The organism is Pseudarthrobacter sp. IC2-21, from assembly GCF_034048115.1.
GTDB lineage: Bacteria > Actinomycetota > Actinomycetes > Actinomycetales > Micrococcaceae > Arthrobacter > Arthrobacter naphthalenicus.
Window position 1 is genome coordinate 2,816,452 of sequence record NZ_CP139145.1, and the last position, 24,341, is coordinate 2,840,792.

At 65.8% G+C, this 24,341-nt stretch carries 23 protein-coding genes and 1 riboswitch; of the genes, 15 read left to right on the forward strand and 8 right to left on the reverse strand.

The window, feature by feature from the left end:
• Window position 1 precedes the first annotated feature (1 nt).
• Window positions 2–1,120, reverse strand: a complete 1,119-nt coding sequence (gene hemE / locus SBP01_RS12925) for a uroporphyrinogen decarboxylase (RefSeq protein ID WP_275212398.1) — start codon at window positions 1,118–1,120, stop codon at window positions 2–4.
• A 159-nt stretch (window positions 1,121–1,279) separates the two neighbouring features.
• Between hemE and SBP01_RS12930 the strand changes: the two genes are divergently transcribed.
• The gene (locus tag SBP01_RS12930; RefSeq protein WP_320536032.1) at window positions 1,280–2,608 is read left to right on the forward strand and encodes a glutamyl-tRNA reductase; all 1,329 of its coding nucleotides are present in this window, start codon (window positions 1,280–1,282) and stop codon (window positions 2,606–2,608) included.
• A gap of 123 nt (window positions 2,609–2,731) precedes the next feature.
• On the opposite strand, the gene moeB is transcribed toward SBP01_RS12930, so the two are convergent.
• Window positions 2,732–3,931 carry a molybdopterin-synthase adenylyltransferase MoeB gene (gene moeB, locus SBP01_RS12935; protein ID WP_320536033.1) on the reverse strand — a complete coding sequence of 400 codons (1,200 nt, stop codon included), beginning with the start codon at window positions 3,929–3,931 and terminating at the stop codon, window positions 2,732–2,734.
• A gap of 85 nt (window positions 3,932–4,016) precedes the next feature.
• On the opposite strand from moeB, the gene SBP01_RS12940 reads away from it, so the two are divergent.
• From SBP01_RS12940 to SBP01_RS12950, 3 genes are all read left to right on the forward strand, one after another.
• Window positions 4,017–4,682 (forward strand): TetR/AcrR family transcriptional regulator, encoded by a 666-nt coding sequence (locus SBP01_RS12940; protein WP_320536034.1) that lies wholly within the window; start codon window positions 4,017–4,019, stop codon window positions 4,680–4,682.
• A 51-nt stretch (window positions 4,683–4,733) separates the two neighbouring features.
• Window positions 4,734–4,958: a DUF3107 domain-containing protein gene (locus tag SBP01_RS12945; RefSeq protein WP_056343932.1), complete on the forward strand. Its 225-nt coding sequence runs from the start codon at window positions 4,734–4,736 to the stop codon at window positions 4,956–4,958.
• A 71-nt stretch (window positions 4,959–5,029) separates the two neighbouring features.
• Window positions 5,030–5,332, forward strand: coding sequence for a hypothetical protein (locus SBP01_RS12950; RefSeq protein ID WP_320536035.1), 303 nt, complete (start codon window positions 5,030–5,032; stop codon window positions 5,330–5,332).
• Window positions 5,333–5,364: 32 nt separating this feature from the next.
• Here SBP01_RS12950 and SBP01_RS12955 read toward each other — a convergent pair whose 3' ends face one another.
• The 4 genes from SBP01_RS12955 to thiO are packed head-to-tail and all read right to left on the reverse strand — an operon-like array spanning window position 5,365 to window position 8,411.
• On the reverse strand, window positions 5,365–6,042 hold the full coding sequence (locus SBP01_RS12955; RefSeq protein ID WP_320536036.1) for a 4a-hydroxytetrahydrobiopterin dehydratase: 678 nt from the start codon (window positions 6,040–6,042) through the stop codon (window positions 5,365–5,367).
• Between the two features lie 59 nt (window positions 6,043–6,101).
• Window positions 6,102–6,908, reverse strand: a complete 807-nt coding sequence (locus SBP01_RS12960) for a thiazole synthase (protein ID WP_275212392.1) — start codon at window positions 6,906–6,908, stop codon at window positions 6,102–6,104.
• 4 nt (window positions 6,909–6,912) lie between these two features.
• The gene (thiS, locus tag SBP01_RS12965; RefSeq protein ID WP_275212391.1) at window positions 6,913–7,149 is read right to left on the reverse strand and encodes a sulfur carrier protein ThiS; all 237 of its coding nucleotides are present in this window, start codon (window positions 7,147–7,149) and stop codon (window positions 6,913–6,915) included.
• Window positions 7,146–8,411 (reverse strand): glycine oxidase ThiO, encoded by a 1,266-nt coding sequence (thiO, locus tag SBP01_RS12970; RefSeq protein ID WP_320538346.1) that lies wholly within the window; start codon window positions 8,409–8,411, stop codon window positions 7,146–7,148. The genes thiS and thiO overlap by 4 nt, the downstream gene beginning before the upstream one ends.
• 52 nt (window positions 8,412–8,463) lie before the next feature.
• A riboswitch (TPP riboswitch) is annotated at window positions 8,464–8,583 on the reverse strand.
• Between the two features lie 27 nt (window positions 8,584–8,610).
• Between thiO and SBP01_RS12975 the strand changes: the two genes are divergently transcribed.
• From SBP01_RS12975 to SBP01_RS12990, 4 genes are all read left to right on the forward strand, one after another.
• Complete coding sequence (locus SBP01_RS12975) at window positions 8,611–9,378, forward strand: thiamine phosphate synthase (protein WP_320536037.1); 768 nt, start codon at window positions 8,611–8,613, stop codon at window positions 9,376–9,378.
• Window positions 9,379–9,483: 105 nt separating this feature from the next.
• Window positions 9,484–10,986, forward strand: coding sequence for an RNB domain-containing ribonuclease (locus tag SBP01_RS12980; RefSeq protein WP_320536038.1), 1,503 nt, complete (start codon window positions 9,484–9,486; stop codon window positions 10,984–10,986).
• A 290-nt stretch (window positions 10,987–11,276) separates the two neighbouring features.
• A complete protein-coding gene (locus SBP01_RS12985) occupies window positions 11,277–12,971 on the forward strand; it encodes a DEAD/DEAH box helicase (RefSeq protein WP_320536039.1) in 1,695 nt (564 codons plus the stop codon).
• An 8-nt stretch (window positions 12,972–12,979) separates the two neighbouring features.
• Complete coding sequence (locus SBP01_RS12990) at window positions 12,980–13,852, forward strand: DNA-methyltransferase (RefSeq protein ID WP_275212387.1); 873 nt, start codon at window positions 12,980–12,982, stop codon at window positions 13,850–13,852.
• A gap of 48 nt (window positions 13,853–13,900) precedes the next feature.
• On the opposite strand, the gene SBP01_RS12995 is transcribed toward SBP01_RS12990, so the two are convergent.
• On the reverse strand, window positions 13,901–14,776 hold the full coding sequence (locus tag SBP01_RS12995) for a PHP domain-containing protein (RefSeq protein ID WP_320536040.1): 876 nt from the start codon (window positions 14,774–14,776) through the stop codon (window positions 13,901–13,903).
• A gap of 82 nt (window positions 14,777–14,858) precedes the next feature.
• Here SBP01_RS12995 and SBP01_RS13000 point away from each other — a divergent pair, with 82 nt between their 5' ends.
• The 4 genes from SBP01_RS13000 to SBP01_RS13015 all read left to right on the forward strand — a co-directional run bounded on the left by SBP01_RS13000 (window position 14,859) and on the right by SBP01_RS13015 (window position 19,951).
• Window positions 14,859–16,454, forward strand: a complete 1,596-nt coding sequence (locus SBP01_RS13000) for an aminopeptidase P family protein (protein ID WP_320536041.1) — start codon at window positions 14,859–14,861, stop codon at window positions 16,452–16,454.
• A gap of 192 nt (window positions 16,455–16,646) precedes the next feature.
• The gene (locus SBP01_RS13005; protein WP_414004225.1) at window positions 16,647–18,017 is read left to right on the forward strand and encodes an ABC transporter substrate-binding protein; all 1,371 of its coding nucleotides are present in this window, start codon (window positions 16,647–16,649) and stop codon (window positions 18,015–18,017) included.
• Window positions 18,018–18,050: 33 nt separating this feature from the next.
• Window positions 18,051–19,037 (forward strand): carbohydrate ABC transporter permease, encoded by a 987-nt coding sequence (locus SBP01_RS13010; protein WP_275212383.1) that lies wholly within the window; start codon window positions 18,051–18,053, stop codon window positions 19,035–19,037.
• A gap of 80 nt (window positions 19,038–19,117) precedes the next feature.
• The gene (locus SBP01_RS13015; protein ID WP_275212486.1) at window positions 19,118–19,951 is read left to right on the forward strand and encodes a carbohydrate ABC transporter permease; all 834 of its coding nucleotides are present in this window, start codon (window positions 19,118–19,120) and stop codon (window positions 19,949–19,951) included.
• A 193-nt stretch (window positions 19,952–20,144) separates the two neighbouring features.
• Here the strand turns inward: SBP01_RS13015 and SBP01_RS13020 are convergent, their stop codons facing one another.
• Window positions 20,145–21,065, reverse strand: coding sequence for a general stress protein (locus SBP01_RS13020; protein ID WP_275212382.1), 921 nt, complete (start codon window positions 21,063–21,065; stop codon window positions 20,145–20,147).
• A gap of 76 nt (window positions 21,066–21,141) precedes the next feature.
• Here SBP01_RS13020 and SBP01_RS13025 point away from each other — a divergent pair, with 76 nt between their 5' ends.
• The 3 genes from SBP01_RS13025 to SBP01_RS13035 all read left to right on the forward strand — a co-directional run bounded on the left by SBP01_RS13025 (window position 21,142) and on the right by SBP01_RS13035 (window position 24,327).
• Window positions 21,142–22,425, forward strand: coding sequence for a magnesium transporter MgtE N-terminal domain-containing protein (locus SBP01_RS13025; RefSeq protein ID WP_275212381.1), 1,284 nt, complete (start codon window positions 21,142–21,144; stop codon window positions 22,423–22,425).
• 109 nt (window positions 22,426–22,534) lie between these two features.
• A complete protein-coding gene (locus tag SBP01_RS13030) occupies window positions 22,535–23,188 on the forward strand; it encodes a DUF1003 domain-containing protein (RefSeq protein WP_414004302.1) in 654 nt (217 codons plus the stop codon).
• Window positions 23,189–23,199: 11 nt separating this feature from the next.
• Window positions 23,200–24,327: an Mrp/NBP35 family ATP-binding protein gene (locus tag SBP01_RS13035; protein ID WP_320536043.1), complete on the forward strand. Its 1,128-nt coding sequence runs from the start codon at window positions 23,200–23,202 to the stop codon at window positions 24,325–24,327.
• The last annotated feature ends 14 nt before the right edge of the window (window positions 24,328–24,341 follow it).

Here is a 24,341-nt window from a genome sequence, read left to right on the forward strand (position 1 = left end):
CCTACTCCGGGGAGATTGAGTGAATGAGTTCGACCACCCGGGTGAGGACCGTGGCGTCGGTTTCGGGCGGCACGCCGTGGCCGAGGTTGAGGACGTGGCCGGGGGCCGAGGAGCCGGCTGCGATGACCTCCCGCACGTGGGCTTCGAGGACTTCCCACGGGGCAGACAGCAGCGCGGGATCAATGTTTCCCTGCAGCGGCACGGTTCCGCCGAGGCGGCGGTTCGCTTCGTCAAGAGGAAGGCGGTAGTCAACGCCCACCACATCCACGCCGACGTCACGCATGGCCACCAGCAGTTCGGACGTGCCGGTGCCGAAGTGAATCAGGGGTGCGCCCAGGTGGCGGACGTGGTCCAGGGCCCTGGCAGATGCCGGCGCCACGTGTTTGGTGTAATCAGCCAGACCCAGCGACCCTGCCCAGGAGTCGAACAGCTGGGCGGCGGAGGCGCCGGCCTCGAGCTGCGCCCGGAGGAAGAGTCCGGAGGCGTCGGCCGCCCAATTGGCCAGCGCGGCCCAGGTTTCCGGGTCCGCGTGCATCATGGTCCGCGGGCCCAGGTGGTCCCGGGAGGGCTTGCCTTCAACCATGTAGGCGGCGAGCGTGAACGGTGCGCCGGCGAACCCGATCAGAGGAGTTTTGCCCAGTTCAGCCACGGTCAGGCGGACCGCTTCGCGGATGGGCTCCAACGCTTCCCAGGTCAGCTGCGGCAGGGCTGCCACGTCGGCCGCCGTGCGGACCGGCTTGTCCAGCACCGGGCCCACACCGGGAACAATGTCCACTCCGATGCCGGCGAGCTTCAGCGGGATGACAATGTCGGAGAAGAAAATGGCCGCGTCCACGTCGTGGCGCCGCACGGGCTGCAGGGTGATCTCGGAGGCGAGTTCCGGCCGCAGGCACGAATCGAGCATTGCCACGCCTTCGCGAACCTTCAGGTATTCCGGAAGGGAGCGGCCGGCCTGGCGCATGAACCACACGGGGCGCCGCGATGGCTTGCCGCCCCGGTAGGCGGTGATCAGCGGCGAATCGGCCGTGCGGCCATCCATCAGCGGGTGGCTGTCGGCAAGGGCGCCACCGTGAGACGGGGCATTGGACGCGGTGTTTGACGCGACGGAGCTGGAAGTCATGCCTTTGATTGTGCCCAAAAACGGGCCTAAAAGATAACGCACAATCTGTCACATGCGGGCGGATTCACCGCAGCGTGGCAGGAATCACGGGCAGGACGCCCGGGAACTGCGCCCCCGGGTTGTTCTACAGCACCACGAAAAAGCTATGATGGGTCTGCTGTGGTTCTTTTCTCATTGGTGGCTACACACGCCGACATCGATCTTGAGACCGTTGCTCAACTGAGCAGCGGTGCTTCAGAGATCGCAACATCCGCACTCTCCGGATCGCCGGCAGTGAAGGGTGCGGTGGTGCTTGCCACCTGCAACCGGTATGAAATCTACGGTGAAGCCCCCAACGCCGATGACGTTGAAGCCGCCAGGGCGGCCCTGGTGTCCGAGATCAGCGAACTGAGCGGACTCAACGAACAGCTGGTGTCCCGCTCCTTCAGCACCCGCACCGGCCCGGAAGTCAGCCAGCACCTCTTCGCAGTCAGCGCGGGCCTCGATTCCGCCGTCGTCGGAGAGCGTGAAATCGCCGGGCAGGTCCGCAGAGCCCTCATCAACGCCCAGCACGGAGGCACGGCCAGCGCCGGCCTGGTCCGGCTGTTCCAGGCCGCATCCAAAACTGCCAAGGATGTCGGCGCGCAGACGGCCCTCGGATCACGGGGCCTGTCCATCGTCTCCGTGGCCCTGGACCTTGCCACCGATTTGTCCGAGAACCCCGACTGGGCCGGTAAAGAAGTCGTCCTGTTCGGCACGGGTGCCTACGCCGGCGCCACCATGGCTCTCCTGCGCGAACGCGGCTGCACCAACATCTCCGTCTTCTCCTCATCAGGCCGCGCCGAAGCCTTCGTCGCCAGCCGCGGCGGAACAGCACTGGACGCGGAGACGCTCCCGTCCGCTGTGGCCGCAGCCGATGTGATGATCGGTTGCAGCGGCTCGGACACCCGCGTTGAGGCCGCTGAACTGGCCCAGGTCCGTGCCGGGTCCGCCCAGCCGCTGATCGCGATCGACCTTGCCCTTACCCACGACTTTGACCCCGAAGTGGGCCAACTGGACGGCGTCGAACTGCTCACGCTGGAATCCGTCCGCCTGGCCGCTCCGCAGGAACAGGCCGAATCCTTGAGTCAGGCCAGCAGCATCGTGTCCGGCGCCGCCCAGGCGTTCGAACAGGAACGCGAAGCACGCTCCGTGGACTCTGCCATCGTTGCTCTGCGCCGGCACACCATGAACGTCCTTGATGCCGAGATGGAGCGGGTCCGCGCCCGGCACGGCTGCACAGCCGCCGCCGAGGAAGTGGAGTTCGCGCTCCGCCGCATGGTCAAGCAGCTTCTGCACGTTCCCACGGTCCGCGCCCGCGAGCTGGCGGCGAACGGCCAGCAGGACGACTACGTGTCGGCTCTGGAAACCCTCTACGGCATCACCGTGGAGCAGCCCGCCGCGGCGGCCCAGGCCGAGTGCCCCGTGGACCACGCAGGCAGCGCCCGGCCGGGCACGGCAACCGCCTGACCCAGGGCAACGCTCTCTCACTTAATGCGGCTTTCAGACCGACGCTCTCTCACTTTCTTGAAGAAAGTGAGAGAGCGTCGTCGTTTAAACGACATTAAGTGAGAGAGCGTTGCGAGGGGGTGCTCAGTACACGGGCTTTTCCGGCTCCACGTCCCGCACCCACGCCAGGATCCCGCCGTCGAGATGGCTGACCCGCTGGTACCCCGCCTTCCGTGCAGCCGCCAGGACGTTCGCTGACCTGGTCCCCGCCTTGCAATGGAACACAATGTCCTTGTCCTGCGGCAGTTCCGCCCAGGCCTCGCCCGCAAGGATCCTGCCCTGCGGAATCAGCACGGAGCCGTCGATACGGACAATGTCGTGTTCGCCGGTTTCCCTGACGTCCACCAGTTCGAAGTCCTTCAGCCCCGCCTTGCGCGAAGCCAGCATGGTGGCCAGCTGGGTGGCCGTGACCGTGTGCTCCGTGTCTGCGGAAACGGCCGGCGTGATTCCGCAGAAGGCCTCATAGTCGGTCAGTTCGGTGATGGGCTCAGCGGCGGGATCCTTGGACACGCGGATCTCCCGCCAGCTGCCGCCCAGCGCATCGAAGAGTGCCACCCGGCCAAGCAGGGAACGCCCGACGCCGGTAATCAGTTTGACTGCCTCCGTCACCATGAGGGACCCCACGGCGGCGCAGAGCATGCCGAAGACGCCGCCCTCACCGCACGATGGCACGGACCCGGCGGGCGGGGCCTCAGGGTACAGGTCGCGGTACGTGGGGCCGTGCTTCTCCCAGAAGACGCTGACCTGGCCGTCAAAGCGGAAGATGGACCCCCACACGTAGGGTTTGCCAAGAATCGCCGCGGCATCGTTGACCAGGTAGCGGGTGGCGAAGTTGTCCGCACCGTCCAGGATCAGGTCATAGTCGGCGAAGAATTCCAGGGCGTTGGAGGCGTCGAGCCGGACGTTATGGAGCCGCACGTCCACCAGCGGGTTCAGCGCGGCGACGGCGTCGCGGGCGGATTCGATCTTCGGCCGCCCCACATCGGCGACGCCGTGGATCACCTGCCGCTGCAGGTTGCTCAGGTCAACGGCGTCGTCGTCGATGATTCCCAGGGTTCCCACCCCCGCGGCCGCCAGATACAGCAGGGCCGGTGAGCCCAGTCCGCCGGCACCGATAACCAGCACTTTGGCGTTCTTCAGTCGCCGCTGCCCCACCGAACCTATTTCCGGGATGATGAGGTGCCGCGAGTACCGTTCCACCTCGGCAGGCGTCAGCTCCGCGGCGGGCTCCACCAGCGGCATAAGCGATACAGACGAGTCATTTGCGGTCAAAGTCGAAGCCATACTTCAATCTATGCCGGAAGATACCGCCTGGTCATATTACCGCGCAGTATTGTGTAAGTAACGGCAAGGGAAAGTAGGGCTCACTGTGGCGCATGAAGCACAGGCTGACCGGGCGTCAAACGGGGAACCGCCCGTACCTCAACGCACCGGGGGCCAGCGGTCTGCGCGGCTTCCGAGGGACGAGCGGCGGGCGCAGCTCCTCGCGGCAGCGCAGGAGGTCTTCGTCGCCAACGGTTACCACGGTGCCGCCATGGATGAGATCGCCGAGACCGCCCATGTGAGCAAACCTGTGCTGTATCAGCACTTTCCGTCCAAACGCGAGCTCTACCTTGCATTGCTGGACACCCACCTGACGTCCCTGACGGACCTGATGCTGGGCGCCCTGAACTCCACCACGGACAATGACGAACGTGTGCAGGCAGTGATGCGGGCCTATTACCGCTTTATTGCCAGCGACGATCAGGCTCACCGCCTCGTCTTCGAATCGGACCTCATCAATGATCCCGATGTCAGCTCGCGGCTGGAGACTTTCAACAAAACCTTTGCGGACGCCGTCGCCCGCGTGATTGCGGAGGACACCAAACTTCCGCATCTGGAGGCGCAGCTGCTGGGACGCGGGCTGGCCGGAATGGCGCAGGTCAGCGCGCGCTACTGGCTTGAAACAGACGGTAATCTGGACCTCGATGTGGCCAGCGACCTCATTTATCGTTTAGCTTGGCGCGGAATCTCGCGCTTTCCCAAAGAGACCTAGACTACAAATAAGAGACCCGAAGAAACTTTTGATTGGCTGGGAGGCCCCCTTTTGGAAATTAAGATCGGCATTCAGAACATTGGCCGCGAAATCGTGCTCGAATCAGCACAGGACGCTGACGCTGTAGCTACGGTCGTTGAAGAAGCCATCACCAAGGGCACCGAGCTTCGCCTCAAGGATGACAAGGGACGCATCATCATCGTTCCGGGGAACGCGCTGGGTTACGTCGAGATCGGCGCCGAGGAAGCACGCAAGGTGGGCTTCGGCCAGTTCTAAGCCACGAGTTTTAGCACCCAGTCGGGCCACCACCTCTTGGCGGTGGCCCGACTCATTCCGAGGGAGATCCCATGCTTTCGCTGACCATCGTTGTCCTGGTCACCGCCGCCGCCGGCTTCATTGTCTGGGCAAATGACAAACGCCATACCAGGTACGGGATGGCTTTGCCCGCCGGCGTGGCCGTCACTGTGGGTGCGCTCAGCTGGATCGTCTTTATCGCGGCAGGCTTCGGCTACCTGCCCGGCCTCACCTGGATCCCCTGGATCCTGCCCATGGCCCTGGGCGCCGCGGCGGCTGTCGGGGCTGTCATCTACCTGGGGCGGACCCGCGAACGGCACGACATCCAGCGGCTCACCAAAGCCCTGAAGCTGTAGGCAAGCTGGAGGAATCCTAGCCAGGCAGTCCCTCAGGGACCAGCAGACGCCTCAGGCCGGTGACCGGCCTCCGTGCAAAGGCACAGCCGGTTTCCCTGGGCGTCCGTAACCACCACCCAGTCGGGTGCGTGGTCATGATTCATGACGGCCCCCGTGGCCGCGGTCTTCTCCAGCACCGGACCCGATTCAGCCAGGCTCCAGTGCACGTCAACGTGGAGCCTGCTGCTGTTGGGTGTCGCCGTTTCCTGGAACCAGATGGACGGCCCCCGGCCGTACGGGTCCACCAGGTCGCCGCCGGGGCCTTTTTTGTACCCCAACGCCACCCTCCAGACCTCGGCAATTTCTGCCGGGTCCGCGGTGTCGATGCCCAACTCCACCGTCCTGAACAGCCCCGGCTGCGCAATTGCCCCCGCCCGGGCGGCGGCTTCGCTGGCAGCGGCGGCCGCCGCCGTGTCCCGCTCCGTGACCTCGCTGCCGGCATCGTGTGAGGTATAGCGGATGAACACCCTGTTGTAGCGCCAGTCGAGGTCGGGATGGTGGTTCTGTTCTTCTGCGAAACGCCCGACGGCGGCAATCAGCTCAAGTGCGGCAGCCGCCGTCGGCGCTTTATAGACCGTGACGAGCCCGCCCAGCCGGTACCGCCAGTCGGGCAGCACGGCCAGGGCGGCATCAAGCTTTTCCCGGGTGAGGACGTCTTGGGTTCCTTCCACAGCGGACTCCTGGGCTTGTTCCGTGGGCCCGCGCCGGCGGCCGGCCTGCGGTGCCGGACTTAGAGGAACTCGGCCCGGTTTTCCATCGCCGATGACGCCAGGGCGTGCTCGCGGCGCGGTATCCTGCCGGCCGCTTTCGCCAGCCTACCGGCGATCACGGCGTGTTTGAAGGCCTCCCCCATGAGCGCCGGGTTCTGGGCCCGGGTCACGGCCGTGGCAAGGAGGACGGCGTCACAGCCCAGCTCCATGGCCAGCGCAGCATCGGATGCCGTCCCGATTCCGGCGTCGAGCACCACAGGCACCGAAGCGCGCGAGACGATCAGTTCGATGTTGTGCGGATTGAGGATTCCCAGACCCGTCCCGATCGGCGCCCCGAGCGGCATCACCGCGGTGGCGCCCAGGTTCTCAAGGCGCAGGGCCAGCACGGGATCATCGTTGGTGTAAGCGAACACCTTGAAGCCCCGGTTCACCAGCTGTTCGGTGGCGTCAACGAGCTCGACGGCGTCCGGCAGCAACGTCTGCTCGTCCGCGATGACCTCGAGTTTCACCCAGTCCGTTTCCAGGGCTTCGCGGGCCAGCTCAGCTGTCATGACGGCGTCCCGCGCGGTGAAGCAGCCGGCGGTGTTGGGCAGTACCCGGATTCCATGGTCCACGAGGAGCTGGAAGAGGGACCCGGACTCGGCAGGCGAATACCGCCGCATGGCAACGGTGGTGAGCTCCGTTCCCGATGACAGGAGTGCGGCTCCCAGGCCGTCCAGGCTGGGAGCGCCCCCGGTGCCCATGATGAGGCGGGAGCCGAGTTCGACGCCGTCGATGACAAGTTTGTCGGTGTCCGGCGAGATGGCGGTGGTGCTTGTATCTGTCATGGTCTTAGCCTCCCTGAACTGCGGTGACCAGTTCGATGGTGTCCCCGTCCGCGAGCGCTGTGGCGGACCACTGGCTGCGGGGCACCACTTCCGAGTTGCGGGCAATGGCGACGCCAAGTTTCTGCCCGTCCGTGGCCTGGCCGTTGGCCGCGATCGTGCGGCCCGTGATCTGTGTGACGAGTGTGGTGATGGACGCTTCCCGGGGCACGGCATGCGGCGCGCCGTTGAGGGTGATATTCATGCTGTTTCCTTTGTGGGTTGAAGGGTTTCATGGTGCCGGCCGCTAAACCTTGCCGGGTCCAGGGCGGCCCGGTGCGGATCGATCCGGCCATCCAGCAGTTCCCGGCAGATGGCTGCCGCCGCCGGGGCCAGCAACACTCCGTGCCGGTAGAAACCGGTGGCAATAATCAGCCCCCGCACGTGTCCGCCGTCGGGAACGGAGACCCGGCCGAGCAGCGGTGCGTTGTCCGGTGTTGCAGGACGCGCCCGCGCGGTGCACTCGATGAGCTCCAGCTCGGCGACGGCGGGTACCAGGACCTGCGCGTCACGCAGCAGTTGGTAAACGCCGCCTGCAGAGACGGCCGTTCCTGGCGCGGCAGTATCTCCGGCTTCCGGCAGTGCGTCCTCCCGCTGTGTTGCACCGATCACCACTGTGCCGTCCTGGCGGGGGACGATGTATACGGGTACTCCGTGGACCAGGCCCCGTACCGTGGAGGTCACTAATGGACGCAGGTGCTGTGGAACGCGCAGGCGCAGTATGTCGCCGAATACGGGCCTCAGGGGCAGCTGCACCCCGGCCGGCAGGCCCTCCAGGGCAGCGGCCTGAAGGCCGTTGGCTACGATCGTCTCCCCCGCCCGGACCGTTCCGCCATTGGCCAGTTCCACGCCCCGAACCCGGTCCCCCTCCCAGAGGAGTCCGGTGGCCCGGGAACCGACCGCGAAACCGTTGACGGCGCCGTCCACGAAGGTCCCGGCGCCCGGTTGGTGGCCGGCCAGCACTGTCCGGAGCGAGGCGATCAGCCTGCGCGGGTCCACCTGATGGTCCGCGGGAATGTCCAGGGCACACGAAATCGCGGGACTGAGAAGTGGTTCCTTTGCCCTCGCGTCGCGCACCGTCAGCGGCTCGACGAGCAGTCCGTTGGCCTCCTGGACGGCCCGGAGGTCCATCAGCGCCCGACGGTCCGCGGCGTCGGCACCCACGGCGAGGGTCGGCGTCGTCAGGTAGCCAAAGTCCCCCGCCCCGGCCCGGCCGAGGTTTGCCGCGAAGTCAGGCCAGAGACGCGAGGACTCGAGCATCAGCTCCAGGAGGCTTTCCTCCTGGTAGTGCAGCTCACTGACGGGGGCGAGCATGCCGGCGGCCGCCCAACTGGCCCCGGAGCCTGGTTGGTCGTCGATCAGCACTGCGGAACGGCCGGAGGCCCGCGCCTCCCACGCGATGCTGTGGCCGATGACGCCGCCACCGATCACCGCCACGTCCGCGTGCAGGACGGCGGGCCCGTTCATGTAGCTGCCCACGGCAGGATGGGATGTGCTGGCGGACGCGCCGCCGGATGGGGGGACCATGTGTTTCCTTCCCTACGCCGGTACTAGCCGGATCAGGTCAAGCGGTCGGCTCTGACGCCCTCTCAGCCCGGCCGCTTTGTGACGGCTGTAACGGGCTCCCGCAGTACTCGCCCAGTTTAGGGGAACTATGGTGGTTTCCATGAACGTGTCCTCCAGCCCCAGCGCCCTCCCCAGCCCCACTGCCCAGGAGTCCCGCGGATTGCCCCGCGGCGCCAGGTTGTACTTGTGCACCGATGCGCGCCGGGACCGCGGGGACTTTGCCGATTTTGTGGACGCCGCGTTCGCCGGCGGCGTGGACATCATCCAACTCCGCGACAAGGACATCGAGGCCGCCGAGGAGTTGGACCTGCTGGCAGTCCTTCAGGCGGCCGCCGCCCGGCATGGACGGCTCTGGGCAGTGAATGACCGCGCCGACATCGCCATGCTCTCGGGCGCCCCGGTGTTCCACATTGGCCAGCAAGACCTGCCCGTGGCCTCCGCCCGCACGCTGCTGGGGCCCGGCGCCGTGGTGGGGCTTTCCACCCACACCACTGAGCAGGTGGAAGGCGCCATCCGCTTGTCGTCCTCGGTGGCCGGCGACGACGGCCTTGACTATTTCTGCGTGGGACCGGTGTGGGCCACCCCCACCAAACCCGGTCGTGCCGCCGTTGGCCTTGACCTGGTACGTTACGCCGCAGACGCGGTCAAGGCCGCCGCCCACGCCGGTGATGCCGGTGACGCGGGTGATGCGGCCGGTCCGGGTGCCGTGCCGTGGTTCGCGATCGGCGGGATTGACCTGACGAACGTAGAACAGGTGGTGGCGGCCGGTGCCAGCAGGATCGTTGTGGTCCGCGCCATCACGGAGGCGGCTGATCCCGCTGCCGCTGCCAGGGCCCTCCTGGCCGCCCTGGATGCCGGTACCGCCTGAGATTTCCCTGCCGGTTCCGCAGAATCAGCCGGCCGGTTCCGGGAATCCGGCGCACGGCGGGGCGGAGCGTGCACGATCCCCGGAAATCGGGCTAATCTGACTTTTGTGTCCCATCATCGGTTGGCTCCCAACGTCCACGAGAAGACCAACGCTCTCGCGGCAGCCCTGAGTGCACTGCGGACTGAGCTGGAACTGCCCGGGCCCTACCCGGCCGAAGCAGTCCGCGACGCCGAGGCTGCCGTGGCAGCGCATCAGCTGCCGGTCACTGACCTGACGGACGTTGAATTCCTGACCATCGATCCGGCATCGTCCACGGATCTGGACCAGGCGCTGTTCATTGAGCGGGCCAGCGCCGGCTACCGCGTCCTGTACGCCATCGCGGACGTGCCGTCCTTCGTCCGCCCCGGCGGTAGCCTCGACGCCGAAACCCGACGCCGCGGTCAGACGTTCTACGCCCCCGATGGCCGGATTCCGCTGCACCCCGAGGTCATCAGCGAAGAGGCGGGCAGCCTGCTGGCCGACCAACTGTGCTCGGCGTTTGTCTGGGAATTCGGCCTCAACGGCGACGCCCATGTCGACAGTGTGTCCGTGCGGCGGGCCACGATCCGCAGCCGGGCCAAGCTGGACTACAAGGGTGTCCAGGCCCAGATCGACGCCGGAACGGCCGGCCCGGTGCTGCAGCTCCTGAAGGAAGTGGGGCTCAAACGGGTTGAACTGGAGCGGCAGCGCGGCGGGGCCAGCCTCAACATGCCGGAGCAGGAAATCGTTCAACTGCCCGACGGCGGCTACCGGATTGCCGCGGCACCCCAGCTTCCCGTGGAGGATTGGAATGCGCAGATTTCGCTGATGACCGGGATGGCGGCGGCGGACATGATGCTGGCCGGAAAGGTTGGCATCCTGCGGACCATGCCCGCCCCGGACGAACGCTCCCTCCGGCATTTCCGGCTTCAGACGGTGGCACTCGGCAAGCCGTGGGACGGAAAGATCAGCTACGGCGAATACCTTCGCAGCCTGGACCCCACCGAGCCCCGGCAACTGGCCGTCCTCTATTCCGCGGGGATGCTCTTCCGCGGCGCAAGCTACACGGCTTTTGATGGAAGTGTTCCCGAGAACGCCATCCAATCCGCCATTGGCGCCGCCTATGCCCACACCACGGCGCCCCTGCGGCGGCTCATCGACAGGTTTGTCCTCGTGATCTGTGAAGCCCTCAGCAACGGCAAGCCGGTCCCCGAGTGGGCGCGGGAAGCCTTGCCCAGCCTCCCGGAAATCATGGCCGCGTCCGATCAGTTGGCAAGCCGGATGGAGCGCCTGGCCCTGGACACCGTGGAAGCGGCCCTCCTGGTCAACCACATCGGCCAGGAATTTGATGCCATTGTCATTTCCGGGTCCAAGCCGCAGAAAGAGAACGGGAACGGTGCCAAAAACGGCAATGGCGGCAAGAACGGCAACGGCAAAAACGGGAACGGTCCCTCAGGCATCATCCAGATCGCCGAGCCGGCCGTGACGGCGCGGTGCGCGGGCGACCTCGAATCCGGCACGCAGGTCCGGGTGCGCCTGGTCTCCTCCGACATCACCACCCGTACGGTCCACTTCGAACTCCTGGCTTGAGCAGCCTGCCCCTTCTTGAAGGGCCAAAAGCCGGGTTTCGGCATCCGTACGGCTAGACTGAAGAAGTAGAAATGGATGCCCGGTCGTTGATTTCCTTGATTTTGAATTCAACAAGCCCGCCCCTACGCGATCTTGAGACAGACCCGCTGGTCACCAGTGCCAGCATTTAGATAGCCCGCGATCGGCTTCCACTGGATTAGCTTGCGCGCCCGAGCGTGCTCCGGAGCGGCCACGTGGCCGGCCCGTTGAGCAGGCAGCGCCCACGCCCAAATGAATAAGGAAACTCACCTGTGAGTGAATTGCATACCCACCAGCTCCTGACGGACGATTCCGGCACCGAAACGCTGGAACCTGAAGAGACCATCATCTCCGACGAGAAGCCGCACGAAATCCCGGAGAAGTCCTTCGCCGATTACAACGTCCGCGCCGACATCGTCGAGTCCCTGGCAGACGCCGGGATCACCCACCCGTTCCCCATCCAGTCCATGACCTTGCCGGTGGCCCTCGCGGGCCATGACATCATCGGCCAGGCCAAGACCGGCACGGGCAAGACCCTTGGCTTCGGCATCCCGGCGCTGCAGCGCGTCGTGGGCCCGGACGATGCCGGTTTCGACAAGCTTGCCGTTCCCGGCGCACCGCAGGCCCTGGTCATCGTGCCCACCCGCGAGCTTGCCGTCCAGGTAGCGAACGACCTCCAGACCGCGTCGCTGAAGCGCAACGCGCGCATCACCACCATCTACGGCGGCCGTGCCTACGAGCCCCAGGTGGAAGCCCTGCAGAAGGGCGTCGAGATCGTGGTGGGAACCCCCGGCCGCCTGATCGACCTGTACAAGCAGAAGCACCTGAGCCTGAAGAACGTCAAGATCGTCATCCTCGACGAAGCTGACGAGATGCTGGACCTGGGCTTCCTGCCGGACGTGGAAACCCTGATCGCAGGCACCCCGGCCGTCCGCCAGACGCTCCTGTTCTCTGCCACCATGCCCGGCCCGGTCATCGCCATGGCCCGCCGCTACATGACGCAGCCCACCCACATCCGCGCGGCCGACCCCGAAGACGAAGGCCTCACCAAGCGCGACATCCGCCAGCTCATCTACCGTGCCCACAGCATGGACAAGGTTGAAGTTGTTGCCCGCATCCTGCAGGCACGGGGCCGCGGCCGCACCATCATCTTCACCAAGACCAAGCGCACCGCCGCGAAGGTGGCCGAAGAACTGGTGGACCGCGGTTTCGCGGCCGCCGCCATCCACGGGGACCTCGGCCAGGGCGCCCGCGAACAGGCGCTCCGGGCCTTCCGCAACAACAAGGTGGACGTCCTCGTGGCCACCGACGTCGCCGCACGCGGCATCGACGTGGATGACGTCACGCACGTGATCAACTACCAGTGCGTTGAAGACGAAAAAATCTACCTCCACCGTGTGGGCCGCACCGGCCGCGCCGGCAACAAGGGCACGGCCGTGACCTTCGTTGACTGGGATGACATGCCGCGCTGGGGCCTGATCAACAAGGCGCTGGGCCTGAGCTACCCTGAGCCCGTGGAGACCTATTCCTCCTCCCCGCACCTGTATGCAGAGCTGGACATCCCCGAAGGCACCAAGGGCAGGCTGCCCCGCAACAAGCGCACCCTCGCCGGCGTGGATGCCGAAGTCCTGGAGGACCTGGGCGAAACCGGCAAGAAGAACACCCGCGCCAGCGGTCGGGACGCAGGACGTGACGGCGGGCGCGACGCCGGCCGTTCCGGCGGGCGCGACTCCAGCCGCCGCGGCGGCTCCGAAGGTGGACGCTCAGGCGAGGGCAGCCGCTCAGGCGAGCGCCGCCGTCGTACGTCCGATACGGCCGCCGCCACCGGGCCTGCCGCCGAACCCGCTGCCCCGGCTGCGGCAGCCGGCGAAGTGGATCCCCGTGCGCGGCGCAGCCGGACACGCACCCGCCGCCGCAACGGCGAAGTAGTGGCCGGAGCAGACAAGCCCGGCAGCGCAGAGGCTTAACAGCCTCGATGACTGACACTGTCTGGGCGCCGGACGGCAGCAACCTGGTGGTACACGCGGATAACGCGGAGTTCCTCCCGTCGCTGCCGGACGGCGCCTTCACACTCATTTACGTGGACCCGCCGTTCAACACGGGCAGGGCCCAGACCCGCCAGGAAACCCGGATGGTGCTCAACACCGACGGGGACGGCGACCGCGTGGGCTTCAAGGGGCGCTCCTACGACACCATCAAGGGGGCGCTGCACCGGTACGATGACGCGTTCAGCGATTACTGGGCCTTTCTGGAGCCCCGGCTGGTGGAGGCGTGGCGGCTGCTGGCAGACGACGGCACGCTGTACCTGCACCTGGATTACCGGGAAGTCCACTACGCCAAGGTGATGCTGGACGCCATCTTCGGGCGCGAGTGCTTCCTGAACGAGATCATCTGGGCCTACGACTACGGCGCGCGCGCCAAATACCGCTGGCCCACCAAGCACGACAACATCCTCGTGTACGTCAAGAACCCGTCCAAGTACCACTTCAACAGCGCCGAGGTGGACCGGGAGCCGTACATGGCGCCGGGCCTGGTGACGCCTGCCAAGCGGGAACTCGGGAAGCTGCCCACTGACGTCTGGTGGCACACCATCGTCTCCCCCACGGGCAAGGAGAAAACCGGCTACCCCACGCAGAAGCCCGAGGGCCTCATCCGCCGCGTGGTGGCCGCGTCAAGCCGGCCCGGCGACTGGTGCCTGGACTTCTTCGCCGGCTCCGGAACACTCGGCGCCGTCGCGGCGAAGCTGGACCGGAAGTTCGTGTGCGTGGACCAGAACCAGCCCGCCATAGAGGTCATGGCCAAGCGGCTGGGTGCCCACGCCGAGTTCACGTCGTTCCCGCCCAACTAGGTAGCAGTAAGTGTCGTTTTGAACCGTCAAAACGACACTTAGCGCTACCTACTTGGGGTGCGGGGCACCGGGGCTCTCACGGCGGACGACGGCGGTGCCCGTGCCGAGCTCCTCGATGCGGGCCAGGACGTCGGGCGCCGTGAGGTTCTCCCCCAGCAGGTTGGGTTTGCCGGTGCCGTGGTAGTCGGAGGACCCCGTGATCAGCAGTCCGTGCCTGGCGGCCAGCCCCCGGAGGAACTCACGTCCCTCTTCAGGGTTGTCGCGGTGGTTGATCTCCAGGCCCGCCAGGCCGGCGTCGATCATGTCCCGGTAGGTGCGCTCCCCCACGATCCGTCCGCGCGAGGACGCCACCGGATGGGCGAAGACGGGGACCCCGCCTGCCGCCCGGACAAGTTCGACGGCGGCTGCCGGGTCGGGTGCGTAGTGCTGGACAAAGTAGCGCGACCGGGAGGTGAGGATGGACGTGAACGCTTCCGAACGGTCCGAAACCACCCCCGCCGCCACCAGGGCATCCGCGATGTGCGGCCGCCCCAGGGTGGCGCCCGGCGCCACATGATGGATGACATCGTCCCAGTTCAGCGGGTAGTCCTCGGCGAGGAGGGTCACCATGCGCTCGGCCCTCGTGAGGCGTGCGTCCTTGGACTTGGTGATTTCCTCCAACAGCCCGGGATGGGCGGGATCATGCAGGTAACTCAGCAGGTGCACACTGATGCCCTGCTCCGTGCGGCAGGAAACTTCCATGCCCGGAACCAGCGCCACGCCGAGCTCCAGCGCCGCGCGCGACGCTTCCTCCCAGCCGTCCGTGGAGTCATGGTCGGTCAGGGCCACGACGTCAAGGCCAGCCCGGGCAGCGGAGGCCATCACGTCCGCGGGGGCTTCCGTGCCGTCCGAAACGTTGGAGTGCGCATGCAGGTCAATCTTCACCTGCCCAGCCTAGTAGACCGCGCGGGCCCGGGATCGGCTCCGTTGTTCGCGCATGTCAGGGTGCTGGTGAGACGATGGTGCCGTGAACGATGCCGAAAACACCCAGAACTCTGCTTCCCAGCCGCTCGATGAGCGCGTCAACAACCGCTCACAGCGGCCCAGTTCCGATGCCTTTAAGACCTTTATGGCGAGCAACTGGGCGCCCAGTGGCCAGGAACTGCCTGCCCGTGACGCCGTGGCCGACTACGCCGCGGCCAGGCGCAGGGCGATCTCGGACCAGTTCAACGGCGAACGCCTGGTCATCCCTGCGGGCCCGCTGAAGGTCCGGTCCAACGACTGCGATTACCGCTTCCGCCCGCACTCCGGCTTCGCGCACCTGACCGGGCTCGGGCTGGACCATGAGCCGGACGCCGTCCTGATCCTGGAACCGGTTGAGGAAGGAACGGGCGACGACGGCGGGAACCACCGTGCCACCCTTTACTTCCGTCCGCTCGCGGGACGGGATACGGAACAGTTCTACGCAGACTCCCGGTCCGGTGAGTTCTGGATCGGTGCGCGCCCCACGCTCGCCGAGTTCGAGGCCCTGCTTGGCCTGCCCACGGCACACATTGATGCGCTGGAAACGGCGATCACGAAGAACGTGGGCGCCCCCGAAATCGGCGGCATCTCCATCCGGCTGGTCCGCAAGGTGGATGAGAACATCGACGCGCTGGTGGATACGGTCCGTTACAACACCGCCAAGGATCCGGAGAACCTGGACCTCGCCGTCCTGGACGCGCTGGACGAAAAACTCTCCGAGGCCCTGTCCGAGCTCCGGCTCCTCAAGGATGACTGGGAAGTGGAACAGATGAAGACAGCCGTGGCAGCCACGGTTGAAGGTTTTGTGGAAGTGGTCAAGTCCCTCCCCCGGGCACTGACGCACGCCCGCGGCGAACGCGTGGTGGAAGGCGCCTTCTTCGCGCGGGCCCGCGAAGTCGGCAACGAACTGGGCTACGACACCATCGCCGCCGCAGGCAACAACGCCACGGTGCTGCACTGGAACCGCAACACGGGGAGCATTCATGCCGGCGACCTGCTGCTCCTCGATGCCGGCGTCGAAGCCGACTCGCTGTACACCGCCGATGTCACCCGGACCCTGCCTGCCAACGGCACGTTCACGGACATTCAGCGCAAGGTCTATGAAGCTGTCCTGGACGCCGCCGATGCCGGGTTCGCCGCCGCCCGGCCCGGCACCAGGTTCCGGGACATCCACACCGCCGCCACCACGGTTCTGGCCGAACGGCTCGCCGAGTGGGGCTTGTTGCCGGTCAGTGTGGAGGAAGCCATCAGCGTCGAGGGCCAGCAGCACCGCCGCTGGATGCCGCACGGCACCAGCCACCACCTGGGACTGGACGTCCACGACTGTGCCCAGGCCAAGCGCGAGCTTTACCTCGATGGCATCCTCACTGCAGGCATGGTCTTCACCATCGAGCCCGGCCTGTACTTCAAGAACGAAGATCTCGCCATCCCGGCCGAATACCGCGGGATCGGCGTGCGGATCGAGGACGACATCCTGATGACGGCCGATGGTCCGGTCAACCTCAGTGCCGAACTCCCCCGGAAGGCTGCCGACGTCGAGTCCTGGATGGCCGGCATCTACAACGAGGTCGAGCACGCCGGGCACGGGGGCGCCGCCTGAGGCAATGCGCAAACCCCCGCCCCCGGCGTTGAGGGCTGCCCTGCGCCGGGTGAAGCTCCGATAACAGTTTTTGGCAATCGCTTGCCAAAGGTTGACTTCGGTGAATACGCTAGCCGCGGAGAAACAAAATCGTAGACTGTGATCTACATCTCGGGTCTCTGCCGCAGCGTATGTCTTCAAAGGAGAAGTCTCATGGGTATGTCCAAACCACGTCGCCTGGGTGCTGTTGCCGCCGCGACCATTTCCGTCCTGATGCTCGCCGCGTGTGGCGGCTCAGGCGGGTCAGGCGGCACCAGCACCGGGGGTACGGGCGGCAAGGTGGATGGCACCGGGAAAACGCTCAACGTCCTGATGAACGTGACCGCGCAGTATCCCCAGGAGCAGCAGGCCTGGTTCAAGGAGATGAGCACCAAGTTCAAGGCCGAAACCGGGGCCGACATCCAGTGGGAGACGTTCGCCACCGCCAACGACGAAATGACCCGGATCCAGACTTCCGTGGTGTCAGGGCAGGGTCCCGACGTTTACGGCCTGGGCACCACCTTCACTCCAACGGCCTACTCCACCGGGGCCTTCGTCAAGCTCGGTGACAACGAATGGAACCAGCTTGGCGGCAAGGATAAGTTCGTTCCCGCGGCTTTGGGCATTTCCGGCCCCGACAAGGACAACCAGATCGGCATCCCCTTCGTGAGCCGGCCGTTCGTGATGGCCTACAACACCGAACTGCTGGCGGCCGCCGGCATCGAGAAGCCGGCCACCACCTGGGACGAATTCGCCGAACAGGCCAAGAAACTCACCAAGGGCGATCAGTACGGCGTGGCCGTGGCCTACAAGGACAACTTCGATCCCTGGAAGTACATCTGGGCAATGTCCATCCAGGCCGGCAATCCCATCATTGACGGCAACAAGGTCCGCCTTGACGATCCCATCACCAAGAAGGCCTATGAGACCTACTTCGGCTGGGTGACCAAGGACAAAGTGGTTGACCCTGCCGCGGTTGGCTGGGCCAACCCGCAGGCACTGGCAGCATTCGCAGCAGGCAAGGCCGCCTACTTCCCTATGACCTCCCCGTTGTCCATTCCCGCGTTGGACGCCTCCGCGGTCAAGGGCAAGTACAAGTACGCCCTGATGCCCACCGTTCCGCCGGGCGCCACCTCCAACCCCTCCGGGGGCAAGCCGGCGGCCAGCATTCTTTCCGGTGACAACCTTGTGGTGGCGGACTACTCGAAGCAGAAGGACCTCGCCTTCGCGTTCATCAAGATGATCACCGAGAAGGATGTCCAGCTCAACTACTTCAAGGTCTTCGGCCAGCTTCCTGCCAACGCCGACGCGGCGAAGGAACTCGCCAGCAACGAAATGATCGCTCCTGCCCTCGACTCCGGTGCGAAGTCCGTGGCCACTCCCTTCAGTGGCGCCTGGGGCGACGTCCAGCTCTCGCTGACCAACGTGGTGGTTCAGTCCATTCCGGATCTGTCCGCCGGTGCCGTCAGCGATGCCAACCTCGCCCAGCGGCTCAAGGACGAACAGGCCAAGTCGCAGACGGCATTGGACCGGGCCAAGAAGTAAAGCCGACCGGAGAACTGCGGAAGGTTACGGAACATGGCAAGCAGCGTCACCGAGCCCCGGCCGTCGGACAGCAGTCCGGCGGCCGGGCCGGCCGCCGGACCCGGCGGCTCCACACCCGGGGGAAAGCGCCGGAAGGCACTCAGCGAAAAGAACCGGCCGCTGTGGCTGCTGATTCCCGGCGGGTTCCTGATGACGGTCGTCATCCTCATCCCGCTGGCCATGGGCATCTGGATGTCCGTGATCGACCTGGACCAGTACAGCCTGCGGCGCTGGGTCAGTGCCGAATTCATCGGCATCCACAACTACATTGAAGCGGCAACCAGCAGCGACCTGCTCCGCTCGATCTGGCTGTCCGTTTCCTTCGCGGTCATCTCAACCCTGGTGACCATCCCCCTGGGCGTCGCTGCCGCCGTCGTCACGCAGAACGCCTACCGCGGCCGCGCGCTGGTGCGTTCGGTCTTCCTGATTCCCTACGTCCTGCCGTCCTTCGTGGTGGCCAGCGTGTGGCGGACCATGCTGCAACCGGACGGCATCGTGAACGTGACACTGACCAATATGGGCATGGGCGGCGGGCTCTGGCTCAACGGCCCCAACTCGTACTGGACGCTGGTGTGGGTGGAAATCTGGGCGGCGTGGCCGTTCATCTACCTGCTTGCCCTCTCCGGGCTGCAGGCCGTTGACCACGAAGTTCACGAAGCCTCGGCCCTTGACGGTGCGCTCTGGTGGACCAAGCTGCGCTACGTGATCTTTCCCTACTTGAAGGGCCCGGTCTCGCTCGCCTTCCTGCTGGCCACCTTGAACCACATCAATAACTTCACGCTCCCCTACGTCCTGTTTGGCGCGCCGGCCCCGTCGGACGTGAACGTACTACCGATCCTGGTTTACGTCACCAGCTTCCAGAGCTTCCGGTTTGGCCTCAGCGCCGCCATGGCTGTCGTGTCACTGATACTGATCGCCATCCCCCTCTTCATCTACCTGCGCGCAGTCAGGCTTGACGTGCACGAGGGAGGAAAGAAATGACCCTCGACGCAGCGAACCCTATCGAACGGCAGTCCAAGCAGCCCATCCGCCGTGACGCCGCCCTGGAAGTCACACGCCTGATGCCGAAGCCGCTGCTGATCATCATCACGGTCCTGCTGTGTGCCCTGGTGCTGATCCCCATCCTGTACATCTTCCTCGCGTCCCTGAACACGGACGTCGGGGTGGCCAGCGGTGAGTTCTGGCCAAGCAGTTTCTCGCTGGACAGCTATAGCAAGATCTGGGATTCGGTGGGCCTGGCGAAGGCCATCGGGAACAGCCTGATCGTTTCCGGTGCCACGGCCGTGGTTTCCGCCCTGATGGCTATCGGCACAGCCTATGTCCTGGTCAGGTTCGAATTCCGGGGCCGCCTGACGGTTCTGCGGGGCCTGCTGGGCCTGCAGTCCATTCCCGGAACCCTCATGCTTCTGCCCGTGTTTGTGCTGTTCTCCTCGGCGGGAACCTACCTGGGTGTAACGGTCATCGGTACACTCTGGGGGCTCTTCATCGCCTACCTGACCTTCGCCCTGCCGTTCTCCACCTGGGTCATGGTCACCTACCTGCGCGGACTTCCGCGGGAACTGGAGGAGGCGGCACGCATCGACGGCGCTTCCAACCTTGGAATCCTGTTCCGGATCATCATTCCGCTCAGCTGGCCCGGAATCATCGTTTCTGCAATCTTCGCCTTCCTGCTTGGCTGGAACGATGTCCTGTTCGCGTCGGTCTTCACCCGGCCGGACACCCACACCGCGGCCGTGGCGCTGCAGGTCTTCGCCTCGGCGGTTGAAGGCGGAGCGATCCCCGTGTATTCGCAGATGATGGCCGCATCGCTGGTGTGCGCCGTCCCTGTGGTGGTGCTGTACTTTATGTTCCAGAAGTACCTCGTGGGCGGCCTGACGGCAGGCAGTGTCAAGTAGCCCGCAGCGTCACATAGCGGCAGCGTCAAGTAGCCCGCAGCGTCACATAGCGGCAGCGGCGCCCGGAAAAAGGTCCGGCAAAACCTCCAGCCGGGCACGCAAAAAAGAACTCCGTCCCTTCGGCAGATCGCCGGGTGGGGACGGAGTTCTTCTGTTGACGTGCGGGCCCGCACGGACTGCCCGGGTGGGCCGTCTACGGCGTGGGCTCGCCTGAATCCTTCGGGGATTCCGCCGGGGCGTTGTTCCGGGCGTGGGGCTCACCGGCGGTGTGCTGGCCGGGACCTGCACTGCCCGCGGCCGGCTGATCGCTGACGCGGACCCCGTACTGGGGCCGGCCGTCAGGAAGGTCGGGGTAGCGGACGGCTGCAACGGGAGCCTTGGCCGGCTGCTGCGCATCCTCGGCGGGCGCAGGCTGCCCGGGTTCTGCCGTGTGGCCGGCACCCTGCTGACCGTAGGGGTCATTCCAGCCAGCGGGCCGGGCGGGGGCCTGTCCCGGCTGGTGCGCCTGACCCTGCTGGCCGTGTTGTTGCGGCTGCTGCTGGCCCGGCTGGCCATACTGCGGATTGTGGTAACCCGGTCCGCTGTAGGGGGTGGCTGCTGCGTCTGAGCGCGTCATCGGCAACTGCTGCAGGAGCCTGCGGGCCTCATGGGCGGCTTCCACGGACACCACAACGTCGTAGTTCGTGGCCACCACCTGGCTGGTCGAGGTGAAGTCGCGCTTGCCCCTTTGCATGGCGTAGGTGACGATGCCGAACAGCATAAAGAAGGCGGCGCCCATCAGCACCGACGCCAGGATGGAGAAGGAGCCGGCGGACGGGGCGAAGAAGGACAGCATGACGCCGACAAACAGGCCGAACCACATACCGCTGAGTGCGCCGGAGAGCGCCACCCGGGGGTAGCTGAGGCGGCCGGTGACCCGCTCCACCATTTTGAGTTCGTTACCCACGATGGACACCATCTGGACCGGGAACTGCTGGTCTGCGAGGTAGTCCACCGCTTTCTGGGCATCCAGATAGGAGGTGTACGAGCCGACGGTGTCACCGACCGGAACCATGCGGGCGTCGTCGGGCCCGTTAGGGCTACCGGCCTTGGGAGCACCAAAGATGTTTGACATACACCCATTCTTGCCCATCAGCATGTGTGCCGCCTGAAATTCAGCTAAAAGAGAGCAGACTCGGTAGCCTGTAGGCGTGAGTACAAATCTTTCGCGCGTCTTTGTGGCCCGCCTTCTGGGTCTTGATGTCTTCGACCCCTTGGGCGACCGCCTGGGCCGGCTGCGCGATGTTGTGGTGCTCTCCCGCGGCAGCCGGGGCGCACCGCATGTGGTGGGCATCGTCGTCGAAGTTCCCGGCAAGAAGCGCGTTTTTGTTCCCATGACCCGTATTACCTCGATCGACCAGACCCAGATCATCTGTACCGGGCTGGTCAACCTGCGCCGCTTTGAGCAGCGCGGCGCGGAGACCCTGGTGGTCGCCGAAATGTTTGACCGCCGGGTCACCCTCCGGGACGGCAGCGGCGATGCCACCATCGAGGACATCGCCATGGACCAGCACCGCTCCGGTGACTGGTTCGTCAGCAAACTTTTCGTCCGCCGCGGCCATTCGCTGTCCCCGCTTAGCCGGCTGCGGCGCAACGAGACCATGATCATCGACTGGGCTGACGCCCTGCAGGGTCCGCGGACCGAACCGCAGGCGGCCACCCAGTTCGTGGCCAACCATGAGGACCTCAAACCTGCGGACTTTGCCGATGCGCTGCAGGAGATGAGCGACAAGCGGCGCTTCGAGGTGGCCAGCGAGCTCCAGGACGAACGGCTCGCCGATGTCCTGCAGGAGCTCCCGGAGGACGATCAGGTGGAGATCCTTTCGGCCCTCGACCTCCAGCGCGCAGCCGATGTCCTGGAAGAGATGGACCCGGACGACGCCGCAGACCTTCTCGGTGAGCTGCCTTCGGCCCAGGCGGAGCAGCTGCTGCAGCTGATGGAACCCGAGGGCGCCGAGGACGTCCGGCGTCTGCTCGAATACGATGAAGACACCGCCGGTGGCCTGATGACGCCGGTCCCGGTCATCCTTCCCCCTGAGGCAACGGTGGCCGAAGCCCTCGCCCACGTCCGGCGCGAGGAGCTGTCCCCCGCCCTGGCCTCATCGATCTTTATTGCCCGGCCACCGCTGGAGACGCCCACCGGACGTTTCCTGGGGGTGGTTCACATCCAGCAGCTCCTGCGGTTCCCGCCGTTTGAACCGCTGGGGAACCTGGTGGATAAAAACCTTGAGCCGCTGTCCGACCAGGCCCACATCAGTGAAGTCGCCCGGACCCTGGCAACCTACAACCTGAACTCCCTTCCCGTGGTCAACGACGACGGCCGCCTCGTGGGGGCGGTGACTGTTGATGACGTCCTGGATCATCTGTTGCCGGATGATTGGCGCGCCTATGATGGCGAAGCCCCGATAAGAAAACTTGGAGGCCGCATTGGCTGAGACCGGCCCCTCAAAGAATTTCACCCAGCCAAAAAACTCCACTCAGCGCGGCTCCGCCAAAGTTCCTGCCAAGGGCGGCCTGGATACGCCGTTGAGCGGCCGGCAGCGAATGCTGCCGAAATTCGCACCCAACCCTGACGCCTTTGGCCATGCCACCGAAGGCTTCGCCCGATTCATGGGTACGCCGCAGTTCCTGGTGTACATGACAATCTTCGTGGTGGTCTGGCTTGGCTGGAACACGTTTGCGCCGGAACAGTGGCAGTTTGACTCGCAGGCGCTGGGCTACACGTTGCTCACGCTTATGCTGTCCCTGCAGGCGTCCTATGCCGCCCCCCTGTTGCTGCTTGCCCAGAACCGGCAGGACGACCGGGACAGGGTGTCACTCCAGCAGGACCGGCAGCGTGCGGAGCGCAACCTGTCGGACACCGAGTACCTCACCCGCGAGCTCGCTTCGCTGCGCATCGCCCTGCGGGAAGTGGCCACGCGCGATTATGTCCGCGCCGAGCTGCGATCGCTCCTGGAGGACTTACTCGAAGCGCAGGAGGAGTTGCGTACCCACGATCCCGCCGGCTCCGCCAGCCACGAGTCGCCCCGCGACAAGGTCAAGGAAAAGCTGAAGGAAAAACGCGACAAACAGCGGGGCCCCCGCACACAGCAGCTGCCGCGGACCAAACCCGGCCACGCCGCCACCGGGGCCACGTCCGGCGGGAGCACAGAGCAAGTCCCGGCCGCCCCGAAGCACACCACTACCCCGGAAAGCTGAGCCCTGCCCGCATGAGCAACACCTTGGAGCAGGCAGTCCACGCTGCACTGGCCACCGTCATCGATCCTGAGCTCCGCCGTCCCATCACGGAACTGGGCATGGTGGAATCGGTGGACGTTGATGCCGGCGGCAGGGTGAAACTTGCTGTGCTGCTCACCATCGCCGGCTGCCCGCTGCGGGGCACCATCACGGCGGACTCCGAACGGGCGCTGTCCGCCGTGCCGGGTGTGACGGCCGTGGAGGTTGACCTGAAGGTGATGAACCAGGCTCAGCGTGATGCCTTGAAGGAGCAACTGCGCGGCGCCGGGAGCCAGCGCGGCATTCCGTTTAACGAGCCCGGGTCGCTGACGAAGGTCTTCGCCGTTGCCAGCGGAAAGGGCGGCGTGGGCAAGTCTTCCCTCACCGTCAATCTCGCGTGTTCCCTCGCTGCCCAGGGCCTCCGCGTTGGCATTGTGGACGCGGACGTTTACGGCTTTTCCGTCCCGGGGCTCATGGGCATCACCCAGCCGCCCACCCGTGTGGACGACATGATCCTGCCCCCCGTGGCTTACGGCGTGAAGGTCATCTCCATCGGCATGTTTGTCAGTGGCAACCAGCCTGTTGCCTGGCGGGGGCCCATGCTCCACCGCGCCTTGGAGCAGTTCCTCACCGACGTCTACTTCGGCGACCTTGACGCCCTCTTCCTGGACCTCCCGCCCGGCACCGGCGACATCGCCATTTCAGTGGCCCAGCTGCTGCCCAAGGCCGAGATTTTGGTGGTGACAACACCCCAGGCCGCGGCAGCCGACGTCGCCGAGCGCGCGGGCGCCATCGCGACCCAAACGGGGCAGTCGGTGGCCGGCGTCATCGAGAACATGTCCTACCTGGAAATGCCCGACGGCGGGAGGATGGAACTGTTTGGAAGCGGCGGCGGGGCGGTCCTCGCCGAACGGCTCACTGCGACGGTGGGCACCGACGTTCCGCTGCTGGGACAGATCCCGTTGGACATCCTGCTGCGTGAGGGCGGCGATGCCGGTGAGCCGATTGTGCTTGGCCGGCCGGAAACGCCGGCGGCCGTTGCCCTAAACGCCATCGCGGGGAAGCTCGCCGCCAAACCACGGGGCCTGCCGGGCATGAAACTAGGCCTGCAGCCGCGCTGAACCGCCGCACCGGG

Bases quoted from the DNA above. Each gene is read 5' to 3' on its own strand.
- SBP01_RS12950 (WP_320536035.1), top strand. From the start codon at position 5,030: ATGCTTTCGCTGACCATCGTTGTCCTGGTCACCGCCGCCGCCGGCTTC.
- moeB (WP_320536033.1), bottom strand. From the start codon at position 3,931: ATGGCTTCGACTTTGACCGCAAATGACTCGTCTGTATCGCTTATGCCG.
- SBP01_RS13030 (WP_414004302.1), top strand. From the start codon at position 22,535: ATGCTGCCGAAATTCGCACCCAACCCTGACGCCTTTGGCCATGCCACC.
- SBP01_RS13010 (WP_275212383.1), top strand. From the start codon at position 18,051: ATGGCAAGCAGCGTCACCGAGCCCCGGCCGTCGGACAGCAGTCCGGCG.
- thiO (WP_320538346.1), bottom strand. From the start codon at position 8,411: ATGAACGGGCCCGCCGTCCTGCACGCGGACGTGGCGGTGATCGGTGGC.
- SBP01_RS13035 (WP_320536043.1), top strand. From the start codon at position 23,200: ATGAGCAACACCTTGGAGCAGGCAGTCCACGCTGCACTGGCCACCGTC.
- SBP01_RS12990 (WP_275212387.1), top strand. From the start codon at position 12,980: ATGACTGACACTGTCTGGGCGCCGGACGGCAGCAACCTGGTGGTACAC.
- SBP01_RS13015 (WP_275212486.1), top strand. From the start codon at position 19,118: ATGCCGAAGCCGCTGCTGATCATCATCACGGTCCTGCTGTGTGCCCTG.
- SBP01_RS12975 (WP_320536037.1), top strand. From the start codon at position 8,611: ATGAACGTGTCCTCCAGCCCCAGCGCCCTCCCCAGCCCCACTGCCCAG.
- SBP01_RS12960 (WP_275212392.1), bottom strand. From the start codon at position 6,908: ATGACAGATACAAGCACCACCGCCATCTCGCCGGACACCGACAAACTT.
- SBP01_RS13020 (WP_275212382.1), bottom strand. From the start codon at position 21,065: ATGTCAAACATCTTTGGTGCTCCCAAGGCCGGTAGCCCTAACGGGCCC.
- SBP01_RS13005 (WP_414004225.1), top strand. From the start codon at position 16,647: ATGGGTATGTCCAAACCACGTCGCCTGGGTGCTGTTGCCGCCGCGACC.
- thiS (WP_275212391.1), bottom strand. From the start codon at position 7,149: ATGAATATCACCCTCAACGGCGCGCCGCATGCCGTGCCCCGGGAAGCG.
- hemE (WP_275212398.1), bottom strand. From the start codon at position 1,120: ATGACTTCCAGCTCCGTCGCGTCAAACACCGCGTCCAATGCCCCGTCT.